Raw genomic sequence first — 11,702 nt, 5'->3', positions numbered from 1 at the left:
ATGTCCCCATGCCCGAGCTGCCCGAGGTCGAGGCCCTCGTCCGGTTCCTCGACGACCGCGCGACCGGCCGCACCGTCGTGGCTGCGGACGTCGCGCAGATCGCCGCTCTCAAGACGTTCGACCCGCCCGTCACGGCGCTCGTGGGACGGGTCGTCACGGGCGCCCGCCGGCACGGCAAGTGGCTCGACCTCGTGCTCGCCGACGCCGACGACGGCGCCGGCGCGCCCGGGCCCGACGCCGAGGTCCACCTCGTGTTCCACCTCGCCCGGGGCGGGTGGCTGCGCTGGTCCGAGAAGGCGCCGACGACGCCCGTCCGCCCGCGCCTCGGCGGCAGCGGCGGCGGGAAGGCCGCGGTGCTCGCGCTGCGCGTGCGGTTCGACGACGGCTCCGGCTTCGACCTCACGGAGGCCGGCACGCGCAAGCGGCTCGCGGTGCACGTCGTGCGGCACCCGGAGGAGGTCCGGGCGATCGAGACCCTGGGCGTCGAGCCGCTCGACCCGGCCTTCACCCCCGCGGCGCTGGGCGAGCTCATGGCGGCGCGCAACCAGCAGGTCAAGGGGCTGCTGCGCGACCAGTCGTCGATCGCGGGGATCGGGAACGCCTACTCCGACGACATCCTGCACGCGGCGCGCACGAGCCCGTTCAAGCTCACGCGCTCGTTCACGCCCGACGAGGTCGCCCGCGTGCACGCCGCCGTGGGCGAGGTGCTCGCGGAGGCCGTGGCGGCGGCGTCGGGCAAGCCGGCCGCCGAGCTCAAGGACGCCAAGCGCGCGGGGATGCGCGTGCACGGGCGCACGGGTCTGCCCTGCCCCGTGTGCGGCGACACCGTGCGCGAGGTGAGCTTCGCCGACCGCAGCCTCCAGTACTGCCCGACGTGCCAGACCGGGGGCCAGGTCCTCGCCGACCGGCGGATGTCGCGCCTGCTCAAGTGAGCGACGGAGGGCAGGCCGCGCCGTCCGGGGCGGGCGCGGTCAGAACAGCACGGTCGCGTAGGTCCCGACCTGCTCGAACCCGACGCGGCGGTAGGTCGCGAGCGCGGGCGCGTTGTAGTCGTTGACGTACAGCGACACCACGGGAGGTGCCGCACCGCGCGCCGCGTCCGCGGGCCCGAGCTCGCGTGCGAGGCGCACCACGGCGGCCATCCCCGGGGCGGCGAGACCCTGCCCGCGGTACCGCGGGTCGACCCACACGCCCTGCACCTGCGCCACGTGCGGCGTGACCGCGCCGAGCTCCGCCTTGAAGACCACGTGCGGCGAGCGGCCGGGCTCCGCGGTCGTGCGGACGAAGGACCGGCCCGCGAGCACGAGCGAGCGGACGCGCTCCTCGTACGCGCGGCCTCCGCCCTCGACCGGCGAGTAGCCGACCTCCTCGGTGAACATGCGCACGCACGCGGGGAGCACGACGGGGACCTCCGCCGGGACGGAGCGGCGCACGTGCGGGTCGGGCTCGACGTCGGGGTGGCGGTCGATCGCGAGCGACGGCTGGTTCGCCCGGATCTCGCGCGGCGCCGGCCAGTGCGGGGCGAGCAGCTCCCACAGCGCCAGCACGGCGTCGCGCTCGCCCACGACCGACGACGACCGCCGCCCCGCGTGCCGCGCGAGCGCCGCGAACGCGGCGACCGCTGCGCGGGCGCGATCGGCGTCGAGCGACGCCGGCACGACCGGCACGAGGTTCGCCCCGGCCCAGCACACCGCCTCGAGCGGGCCGACGGCGGGGAAGCCCCAGGCCTGGCCGCCCGCCGCGTGCAGGCCGGCGTGCTGCGCCACGGCGAGCCGCGCCGCCGCGAGCGTCGACGCGACCGGGTCGTCCGCGCACACCGCGAGCGCCTCGGCGACCTCCGCGTCGGCGAGCACGCGGGCCCGCTCGGCTGCGTCGTCCCCGGACCCGGCGCGCGCCCGTGGCCGTAGTGCCGGGACGGACGGGCGCCAGCGGCTCACGAGGGGGTCAGCCGACCGTGACGACCGGCGGACCGGCCTGCGCGTCGTTCTCCGGCGTCATGGTCTCCGCGATGCGCAGCGCCTCCTCGATGAGGGTCTCGACGATGAGCGACTCGGGGACCGTCTTGACGACCTCGCCCTTGACGAAGATCTGCCCCTTGCCGTTGCCCGACGCGACACCGAGGTCCGCCTCGCGCGCCTCGCCCGGGCCGTTGACGACGCAGCCCATGACGGCGACGCGCAGAGGCACCTCCATGCCCTCGAGCCCGGCCGTGACCTTCTCCGCGAGCGTGTACACGTCCACCTGGGCGCGGCCGCACGACGGGCAGGAGACGATCTCGAGCTTGCGGGGGCGCAGGTTGAGCGCCTGGAGGATCTGGTTGCCGACCTTGACCTCCTCGACCGGGGGCGCCGACAGCGAGACGCGGATCGTGTCACCGATGCCCTTGCTCAGCAGCGCGCCGAACGCGGTGGCCGACTTGATCGTGCCCTGGAACGCCGGGCCGGCCTCGGTCACGCCGAGGTGCAGCGGCCAGTCCCCCGCCTCCGCGAGCAGCTCGTACGCGCGCACCATGACGACCGGGTCGTTGTGCTTCACCGAGATCTTGAAGTCGTGGAAGCCGTGCTCCTCGAACAGCGACGCCTCCCACACGGCCGACTCGACCAGGGCCTCGGGCGTCGCCTTGCCGTACTTCGCGAGCAGGCGCGGGTCGAGGGACCCGGCGTTCACGCCGATGCGCAGCGACACGCCCGCGTCGGACGCCGCCTTCGCGATCTCCTTGACCTGGTCGTCGAACTTGCGGATGTTGCCCGGGTTCACGCGCACCGCGGCGCAGCCCGCGTCGATCGCGGCGAACACGTACTTGGGCTGGAAGTGGATGTCCGCGATCACCGGGATCTGCGACTTCTTCGCGATCGCGGGCAGCGCGAGCGCGTCGTCGGCGCTCGGCACCGCGACGCGCACGATGTCGCAGCCCGACGCCGTGAGCTCCGCGATCTGCTGGAGGGTGGCGTTGATGTCCGTCGTCGGCGTCGTCGTCATGGACTGGACGCTGATCGGCGCGTCGCCGCCGACGTCCACCTTGCCGACCTTGATCTTGCGGCTCTTGCGGCGCGGCGCGAGGACCGGCGGCGGCGCGGCAGGCATTCCGAGACTGATGGGTACGCTCACGCCCCTAGTATCCCCCGCCGGGCGTCGAACGCGGCACCGCCGGCTGTCCGAGACGTCACCTTCCCGCGCGGTCCCGCACATCTTCGCGACCCCTCCACGCACGCCTCCCGCCGAGGTAGGGCCTCCGGGCACGAGGTAGACGTCGTCGGCTGCTACCTCGCGACCGGCGGCTCTACCTCGCGTGTGGTCCGCGGCGTGACCGCGGTCACGACGCCGCTCGCGGCTACGTGAGGCGGACGGGGTCGATGATGTCGGCGAGGATCAGCAGGGCGCCGACGCCGACGAGGACCACGAACATCACGTACGCGACCGGCATCATCCGCGCCAGGTCGGCCGGCCCCGGGCGCGGGCGGCCGCGGACGCGCGCGACGGTGCGCTTGGCGCCCTCGTACAGCGCGTTGACGACGTGCCCGCCGTCGAGCGGCAGGAGCGGGATGAGGTTGAAGACGAACAGCGCGACGTTGAGCGCGGCGAGCAGCAGCAGCATCGTGACGACGCGGTCGAGCACCGGGCTCTCGGCGCCCGCGACGTCCACCGCGACGCGACCGACCCCGACGACGCTCATCACGGAGTCCTGCCCCCGGGGCGCGTCGGTGAAAGCGGCCTGGGCGGCCTCGTAGACCTTGACCGGGAGCGTGACGATGATGCCGGCCGTGCCGCTCACCTGCTGCCACGTGGCCTCCGCGGCCACGCCGATCCCGGCGGGCGTGCGCTCGACGGTCGGCGCGAACCCGACGAACCCGGCGGGCTTCGTGACCGGCTCGCCGTCGTCGTCGACGACGGGCGTCCCGTCCTCGGCCACGACCTGGCGCTCCACGTCGACGGGCGTGATGGTGAGGTCGACCTGCTCGCCGTCGCGCTCGACGACGACGGGCGTCGCCTGCCCGGCGGCGCCGCGGATCATGCCGGAGAGCTGGTCCCACGAGGTGACGTCCTCGCCGTCGAACGCCACGATCGTGTCGCCCGGCTGGAGCCCCGCGGCGGCGGCCGGCGAGGGGTCGGCGCCGGCGGCGCACTCCTGCTCCTCGTCCGTCACGGCGGACGGGACGCACGCGTTCACCGAGCCGACCGTGGTCGTGACCGCGGGCAGGCCGATGCCGACGCACACGATCGCCATGAGGACGAACGCGATGAGGAGGTTCATGAAGGGGCCGCCCAGCATGACGACGACCTTCTTGGGTGCGGAGAGGTTGTAGAACGCGCGGTGCTCCTCCCCCGGCCGGATCTCCTCCGTGCTGGCGTCCCGCGCGTCGGCCACGACCTGGGAGAAGAACCCGCTGCCGCGGGGACGGGCGCCTGCGGGCGCGGGCGGGTACATGCCCACGAGGCGCACGTAGCCGCCGAGCGGGATCGCCTTGAGCCCGTACTCGGTCTCGCCCTTGGTCCGCGACCACAGGGTCGGGCCGAACCCGACCATGTACTGGCTCACGCGGACGCCGAACTTCTTCGCGGGCACCATGTGGCCGACCTCGTGCAGCGCGATCGAGACGACGATCCCGACCACGATCACCAGGATGCCGATCAGCGTGGCCATCGTTCCCTCTGCTCCCTCTCGACGTCCCGGGCGGCTCTCCCGCCCCGACGGTTGCTCGTCACCGGCGGTCCAGCACCTCGTGCGCGCGGGTGCGCGCCCACGCCTCGGCCTCCGCCACGTGCTCCAACGTCAGCGCGTGCGCAGGGGTTCCGTCGTGCGCCGCGAGCACGCGCTCGACCGTCGCCACGATGTCACCGAAACCTGCGCGTCCGCTGAGGAACGCCGCGACGGCCTCCTCGTTCGCCGCGTTGTACACCGCGGGGTGCGTCGCGCTCGCCGCCACGGCCGCACGCGCGAGGTTCACCGCGGGGAACGCCGCGTCGTCGAGCGGCTCGAACGTCCACGACGTCGCGGCGGACCAGTCGCACGGCGGCGTCACGGGGTCGAGCCGGTCGGGCCACGACAGCCCGAGCGCGATGGGCAGGCGCATGTCCGGCGGCGACGCCTGCGCGATCGTCGAGCCGTCGACGAACTCGACCATGGAGTGCACGACGGACTGCGGGTGCACGACGACCGTGATGTCGTCGGCCGGGACGTCGAAGAGCAGGTGCGCCTCGATGAGCTCGAGGCCCTTGTTCATGAGGCTCGCGGAGTTCACCGTGACGACCGGACCCATGGCCCAGGTCGGGTGCGCGAGCGCCTGGTCGACGGTCGCGGCCTTGACCGCGTCGGCCTCCCAGCCGCGGAACGGGCCGCCCGAGGCGGTGAGGACCAGCCGGCGCACCTCCGGTCGCGTCCCTGACCGCAGGCACTGGGCGATGGCCGAGTGCTCGGAGTCCACCGGGACGATCTGGTCCGGGCGCTGCTGGGCCGCGCGGACGAGCGCTCCTCCGGCGACGAGCGACTCCTTGTTCGCGAGGGCGAGCGTCGACCCGGCCTGCAGCGCGGCGAGCGTCGGGCCGAGTCCCACCGACCCCGTGACCCCGTTGAGGACGACGTCGCTCCCCCGCCCCGCGAGCTCGGCGGCGGCGTCGGGCCCGGCGAGCACCTCGGGGGCGTCCCCGCGGCCGGCATAGGTCGCCGTGAGCGCCTCGCCGAGGGCCTCCGCACGGGTCGCGTCCGCCACCCCGACCGCGTGCACGCCCAGGTCGGCCGCCTGGCGCGCCAGCAGGTCCACGTCGCCGCCGCCCGCCGAGAGCGCCTCGACCCGGAACCGGTCGGGGTGGGCCCGGACGACGTCGATCGCCTGCGTGCCGATCGACCCGGTCGAGCCGAGGATCGTCACGGTGCGGAGGGTACGTGCGGGACTGTCGGGCATGGCTCCCATCCTTCCAGGCCGCGGGCGGTGCGCGGGCACCGCGCCGGTCGCGGCCTCAGGCCAGCGCGGGGCGGTCCGCTCGAGCGCGTACCGGAAGAACAGGCGACGGCGCACGCGCACGCCCGGCAGCAGCGCCCGGGCCGTGCGCCTGATCTCGTCGACGGAGTGCCGCGGGTCCCGGACCGGCATGCCCGGGGCATCCGTCCCGGCATCGCCCTGCCGCGCTCGGTGGGGGTGCTTCACGAGGCCCACGAGCGGGTTGAGCGGCGCGGACGCGACGTCGACGGCGAGGTCCGCGTGACGACCCTCGGCGACCCGGCCCCAGAGCCGGCCCAGGAGCGCACCGGATCCGCAGCCGACGTCGAGCACGACCCCGGCGTCGTGCGGCACGCGCCGCAGGACCCGGCCGTGGAAGTGCTCGTGGTGGTTCCAGGGGCGGCGGGCGTTGGACGCCGCGAACCCGCCGACCGCGCGCCGCAGCGCCCTGCTCGACGCCTCGCGGGGGTCGGTGGTCACGCGCGGCGGGACGCGCGGGACGGCGTCACTCGACGCCGAGCAGCACCTCGATGGCGCGCGCGAAGAACGCGTCGACCGGGCCCTCCGCGTAGCCGTCGCGCCCGCGCGCCCGGCCGAACGTCGCGGACCGGATCTCGGCCGCCGTGATGGGGACCTGGCGGTCGAAGTAGGCGACGAGCCGGTCGCACAGGTCGTCGACGTCGTCGATGTCGTAGGCGGGCTTGCCGCGCTCCGCGAGCGCGAACTTCTCGCCGTCCGGGCGACCGAGTCGCCCGTAGAGCGTCCGCGCGCGCTCCGCGAGCGCGTTCATCCACGCCTGCTGCCCGTGCGCCGCGACGTACTCGGCCCGCTGGCGCGCGATGAACGCGCCCTCGAGCCGGTCGAGGGCGGCGTCGACCTCGTGCGTGTCGTAGCCGCCACGGACCAGGTCGAAGACCGACGCCTGGATCTCGGTGCTCGTGAGCCGCTCCGGCACCCGGCCCTCGTAGACGTCACGAGCGTGCTCGAAGAAGTCGTCGACCTCCTCGGGGTCGTACCCGTTCCGGGTCTTCGACACCGTGGTGAACAGCGAACTCACTCGTCCTCCTCTGCAGCGAGCTGCCCGCAGGCGCCGTCGATGTCGCTGCCGCGGGTGTCACGGATCGTCGTCGGGATCCCGTGACCGCGCAATCGTGCCACGAACTCCGCCTCGACGGCAGGGTCGCTGGCCGTCCAGATCGATCCGGGCGTCGGGTTGAGCGGGATGGGGTTGACGTGGACCCAGCCGCGGCCGCGCGCGTCGAGCTTCTCGCCCAGGAGGTCGGCACGCCACGCGTGGTCGTTCATGTCCTTGATGAGCGCGTACTCGATGCTCACGCGGCGGCCCGTGACCTCGAAGTAGTGCCGGGCCGCGTCGAGGGTCTCGTCGACGCTCCACCGGGTGTTGATCGGCACGAGCTCGCTGCGCAGGTCGTCGTCCGGGGCGTGCAGCGACAGCGCGAGGGTCACCGGGATCCCCTCGTCGGCGAGCTTGCGCATCGCGGGCACGAGCCCGACCGTCGACACCGTGATGTTGCGGGCGGACATCCCGAGCCCGTCGGGCGCGGGGGCGACCAGACGGCGCACCGTGCCCATGACGGCCTTGTAGTTCGCGAGCGGCTCGCCCATGCCCATGAACACGAGGTTGTTGAGGCGCGTCGGGCCGCCGGGGATCTCGCCGTCCGCGAGCGACCGGGCCGCGGAGCGCACCTGCTCGACGATCTCCGCGACCGAGAGGTTGCGGGTCAGGCCGAGCTGGCCGGTCGCGCAGAACGGGCACGCCATCCCGCAGCCCGCCTGGCTCGACACGCACAGGGTCGAGCGCTGCGGGTAGCGCATGAGGACCGACTCCACCTTGGCGCCGTCGAAGAGGTGCCACAGCGTCTTCACGGTCGTGCCGCCGTCGGCCTCCATGCGTCGCGCCGCCGTGAGCAGCGGCGGGAAAAGCGCCTCGGCGAGGACGTCGCGCGTCGCCTTCGGCAGGTCCGTCATCGCCTCGGGGTCGCGCGTGAGGTGCGCGTAGTAGTGCGTCGCGAGCTGCTTGGCCCGGAACGGCTTCTCCCCGAGCTCGACGACGACGTCCCGCACCTCCTCGGGTGCGAGGTCGGCGAAGTGGCGCGGCGGCTTGCCGCGGCGCGGGGCCGACATGACGAGCGGCAGCGGCTTCGACTCCGCGGACGGGCGGACGGAACGGACGGTCATGAGGAGGTCCAAGCGTGGGGGGCGGTGCGGACGGGTGCGCCGCGCCGTGAGCCGGGCCGTCAGACGGCCAGAGCGAGCAGCACGTACACGAACGGGGCGGTGAGGAGCATGGAGTCGAGCCGGTCGAGGATGCCTCCGTGGCCGGGCAGGAGCGACCCCATGTCCTTCAATTCTAGGTCCCGCTTGATCATGGACTCGGCGAGGTCGCCGATCGTCGCCGTAAGCGGGGCCAGGACGCCCAGCGCGACGCCGAGCAGCGGGCTCGCGCCGAGCCCCACCACAGCGCCGACGACCCCGACGGCGGTCGCGAGGACGAACGACCCGGCGAGCCCCTCCCACGACTTCTTGGGGCTCACGGACGGGGCGAGCGGGTGCCGCCCGAACAGGACGCCCGCGACGTACCCGCCGACGTCGTTCGCGACCGCGAGCAGGATGAACAGCAGGACGCGCACCCGACCGTCCGGCGCGGCCAGCATGAGCATGACGAAGCCCGCCATGAACGGCAGGTACGCCGCCGCGAACGTCGCGGCGGCGGCGTCGCGCACGGCGGCCGTGCCCGACCCGTCGATCACGCGCCACACCACCGCCCCCGCCACCGTGAGCATGAAGGAGACGAGCAGCGCCTCGGGTCCCGAGTAGTACGAGGAGACGAGGATGCCGACCGTGCCCACGAGGAGCGGGAGCAGCGGGAGGTGCAGGTCGCGGCGCCGGAACGCCTGGGCGAGCTCCCACAGCGCCGCGCCCACCGCGACGGTCGCGAGCAGCACGAAGAGCTCGGGCCGGAAGGCGAGGCTGACCGCGACGAGCGCGAGCAGGCCGAGGCCCACCGCGATCGCCACGGGAAGGTTGCGGCCCGCCTTGGGTGCGCGCGCCGCGGTGGTGCCTTCGCCTGCGGCCGTCGAGGAGGTATCGGTCATCGGTGCGTGGAGGAGCTCGCCGAACGAGGTGCTCAGACCTCGAGCAGCTCGCTCTCCTTGCCCGCGAGGAGCGCGTCGACCTGGTCGACGTGCGTCTTCGTGAGGCCCTCGAGCTCCTTCTCGGCGCGCCCGACCTCGTCCTCGCCGGCCTCGCCGTCGCGCGCGATGCGGTCCAGCTCCTCCTTGGCCCGACGGCGGACGTTGCGGATCGCGACGCGCGAGTCCTCCGCCTTGGACTTCGCGAGCTTCACGAAGTCACGACGGCGCTCCTCGGTGAGAGCGGGCAGCACGACCCGGATGACGTTGCCGTCGTTCGAGGGGTTCACGCCGAGGTCGGAGTCGCGCAGCGCCTTCTCCACCGCGGTCATCGAGCTCTTGTCGAACGGCGAGACGAGGATCGTGCGCGCCTCGGTCACCGTGAACGACGCGAGCTGCTGCAACGGCGTCGGGGCGCCGTAGTAGTCGACCGTGATCTTGTTGAACATCGCGGCGTTCGCACGGCCGGTGCGGATCGCGGCGAAGTCCTCCTTGGCCACCTCGACGGCCTTGTCCATCTTCTCCTCGGCCTCGAGGAGGGTCTCGTCGATCACCAGTGCTCCTTCGTCGTTCGTCGTGGGTCGGTCCGTGCGGTCGCGGCCGGGGTCACCGGCGTGGGCGCACCGGTGTCAGTCGGTCGTGACCAGTGTGCCAATATTCTCGCCGACCAGGGCACGCGTGACGTTCCCCGGCTCGCTCATGCCGAACACGCGCATCCGCACGTCGTTGTCCCGGCAGAGGCTCAGCGCCGTCGCGTCCATGACCCCGAGGTCGTTGACGAGCGCGTCGGTGTAGGTGAGGTGGTCGAGCTTGGTGGCCGAGGGGTCCGTGCGCGGGTCCGCCGTGTAGACGCCGTCCACGCCGTTCTTGCCCATGAGGACCTCCTGGCAGTGCGTCTCGAGGGCGCGCTGCACGGAGACCGTGTCGGTCGAGAAGTACGGCATCCCGGCCCCGGCGCCGAAGATGACGACGCGGCCCTTCTCGAGGTGCCGGATCGCGCGCAGCGGGATGTACGGCTCGGCGACCTGGCCCATCGCGATGGCGGTCTGCACGCGCGTCTTCACCCCCGCCTGCTCGAGGAAGTCCTGGAGCGCGAGGCAGTTCATCACCGTGCCCAGCATGCCCATGTAGTCGGCACGAGCGCGGTCGAGCCCGCGCTGGGAGAGCTCCGCCCCGCGGAAGAAGTTGCCGCCACCGACCACGATGGCGACCTGGACGCCCTGCTCGACCGCGGCCGCGATCTCCTGGGCGACGCGCTGGACGACGTCGGGCGCGAGGCCGATCTGCCCGCCGCCGAACGTCTCGCCCGACAGCTTGAGGAGCACCCGCCGGTGCTCGGTCCCCGTCCGGGGCTCGGTCTGCTCGCCTGCCGTCACTGTCGACACCTGTCCTTCGTCCTGGCCCGGTGGGGCGGGGTGGTCGTGCTCCGCCGTCGTCCACCTGATGGTGCGGCACGTCGGCGGTCGTCGCGCGTCCGGGCCGGGCCCGGGTGCGCGGTCGGCCCGGACCCGCCGTCCACGAGACGACGGGGCCGGGCCGACGGGGGCGTCAGGCGCCGACGCGGTACCGGACGAACTCCGTGATGGTGCCGCCGGCCTCGGAGACGACCTGGCCGACCGTCTTCTTCGGGTCCTTCGCGAGCGGCTGGTCGACGAGGACGACGTCCTTGAAGAAGCCGTTGAGACGACCCTCGACGATCTTCGGCAGCGCGGCCTCGGGCTTGCCCTCGTTGCGCGAGGTCTCCTCGGCGATGCGGCGCTCGTTCTCGACCGTCTCGGCCGGGACCTCGTCGCGCGAGAGGTACGTCGGGGACATCGCGGCGACGTGCTGCGCGACGTCCTTCGCGACGGCCTCGCCCGCGGCGTCCGTGGCGACGACGACGCCGATCGACGGCGGCAGGTCGCGCGCGGTGCGGTGCAGGTACGCGGTGACGCGCTCGCCCGCGACGCGGGTCACGCGGCGCAGGACGATCTTCTCGCCGAGCGTCGCGGCCTGGTTGTCGATGACCTGCTGGACGGTCTCGCCGTCCGCGTCCGCGGCGAGCGCCGCGTCCGCGTCGCGCGCACCGGCCTCGGCCGCGGCCTTGAGCACGCGGTCCGCGAGGGAGATGAACGTGTCGTTCTTCGCGACGAAGTCCGTCTCGGAGTTCAGCTCGATGAGCGTCGCGACCTGGCCACCCTCGGTGTCGCGGATGTCGACGGCGACGAGGCCCTCGGAGGTCGAGCGGCCCTCGCGCTTGGCGACGCCCTTCAGACCCTTAACACGGATGATCTCGAGCGCCTTGTCCGCGTCGCCGCCCGCCTCGTCGAGAGCCTTCTTGACGTCGAGCATGCCGGCGCCGGTGCGCTCGCGCAGGGCCTTGATGTCAGCGGCGGTGTAGTTCGCCATGGTGGTTCCTCACTCGTGGTTCGTCACGGGTACTTCGTCACAAGCGACGTGCTGGCGGCACCGCGTCGGTGCCCGGTACGCCGGTGGTACGGCACGGGGTGGGGGGGGGGGGGCCCCCGCCCGCCCCCCCCCCCCGCCCCGGGGGGGGGGGGGGCGGGGGGGGGGGGCCCGGCCGGCCCCCCCCCCCCCCCCCGGCCCGCGCCGCCGCGCGCCCCGCCCCCCCCGC

Annotated in this window: 11 protein-coding genes; 1 reads left to right on the top strand and 10 read right to left on the bottom strand. The window is 73.7% G+C overall.

Annotated elements, in window-relative coordinates; all coding sequences use genetic code 11:
- The first annotated feature begins 8 nt into the window (after positions 1-8).
- Complete coding sequence (locus ABIE39_RS11675; protein ID WP_175009600.1) at positions 9-932, top strand: DNA-formamidopyrimidine glycosylase family protein; 924 nt, start codon at positions 9-11, stop codon at positions 930-932.
- A gap of 39 nt (positions 933-971) precedes the next feature.
- Here the strand turns inward: ABIE39_RS11675 and ABIE39_RS11670 are convergent, their stop codons facing one another.
- The 10 genes from ABIE39_RS11670 to tsf all read right to left on the bottom strand — a co-directional run bounded on the left by ABIE39_RS11670 (position 972) and on the right by tsf (position 11,476).
- Positions 972-1,853: a GNAT family N-acetyltransferase gene (locus tag ABIE39_RS11670; RefSeq protein ID WP_255437331.1), complete on the bottom strand. Its 882-nt coding sequence runs from the start codon at positions 1,851-1,853 to the stop codon at positions 972-974.
- Positions 1,854-1,944: 91 nt separating this feature from the next.
- The gene (gene ispG / locus ABIE39_RS11665; RefSeq protein WP_021482273.1) at positions 1,945-3,084 is read right to left on the bottom strand and encodes a flavodoxin-dependent (E)-4-hydroxy-3-methylbut-2-enyl-diphosphate synthase; all 1,140 of its coding nucleotides are present in this window, start codon (positions 3,082-3,084) and stop codon (positions 1,945-1,947) included.
- Positions 3,085-3,331: 247 nt separating this feature from the next.
- A complete protein-coding gene (locus ABIE39_RS11660) occupies positions 3,332-4,642 on the bottom strand; it encodes a site-2 protease family protein (protein ID WP_175009602.1) in 1,311 nt (436 codons plus the stop codon).
- 58 nt (positions 4,643-4,700) lie between these two features.
- Positions 4,701-5,900, bottom strand: coding sequence for a 1-deoxy-D-xylulose-5-phosphate reductoisomerase (dxr, locus tag ABIE39_RS11655; protein ID WP_354051958.1), 1,200 nt, complete (start codon positions 5,898-5,900; stop codon positions 4,701-4,703).
- A 541-nt stretch (positions 5,901-6,441) separates the two neighbouring features.
- Complete coding sequence (locus tag ABIE39_RS11650) at positions 6,442-6,993, bottom strand: DivIVA domain-containing protein (RefSeq protein ID WP_175009604.1); 552 nt, start codon at positions 6,991-6,993, stop codon at positions 6,442-6,444.
- Complete coding sequence (rlmN, locus tag ABIE39_RS11645; RefSeq protein WP_074809987.1) at positions 6,990-8,135, bottom strand: dual-specificity RNA methyltransferase RlmN; 1,146 nt, start codon at positions 8,133-8,135, stop codon at positions 6,990-6,992. The genes ABIE39_RS11650 and rlmN overlap by 4 nt, the downstream gene beginning before the upstream one ends.
- Before the next feature lie 59 nt (positions 8,136-8,194).
- Entirely contained in the window at positions 8,195-9,052 is an 858-nt protein-coding gene (locus ABIE39_RS11640; protein ID WP_021482016.1) for a phosphatidate cytidylyltransferase, read from the bottom strand.
- A 32-nt stretch (positions 9,053-9,084) separates the two neighbouring features.
- Positions 9,085-9,642, bottom strand: a complete 558-nt coding sequence (gene frr / locus ABIE39_RS11635; protein WP_074809986.1) for a ribosome recycling factor — start codon at positions 9,640-9,642, stop codon at positions 9,085-9,087.
- 75 nt (positions 9,643-9,717) lie between these two features.
- Positions 9,718-10,473 (bottom strand): UMP kinase, encoded by a 756-nt coding sequence (pyrH, locus tag ABIE39_RS11630; protein WP_031315725.1) that lies wholly within the window; start codon positions 10,471-10,473, stop codon positions 9,718-9,720.
- Positions 10,474-10,636: 163 nt separating this feature from the next.
- Positions 10,637-11,476 carry a translation elongation factor Ts gene (tsf, locus tag ABIE39_RS11625; protein WP_034652463.1) on the bottom strand — a complete coding sequence of 280 codons (840 nt, stop codon included), beginning with the start codon at positions 11,474-11,476 and terminating at the stop codon, positions 10,637-10,639.
- Positions 11,477-11,702: the final 226 nt, after the last annotated feature.

The sequence above is a fragment of the Cellulosimicrobium sp. 4261 genome (genome assembly GCF_040546915.1).
Lineage (GTDB): Bacteria > Actinomycetota > Actinomycetes > Actinomycetales > Cellulomonadaceae > Cellulosimicrobium > Cellulosimicrobium cinnabarinum.
The sequence above is the reverse complement of the archived record's forward strand: the minus strand, read 5'-3'. Positions and strand labels throughout refer to the sequence as shown.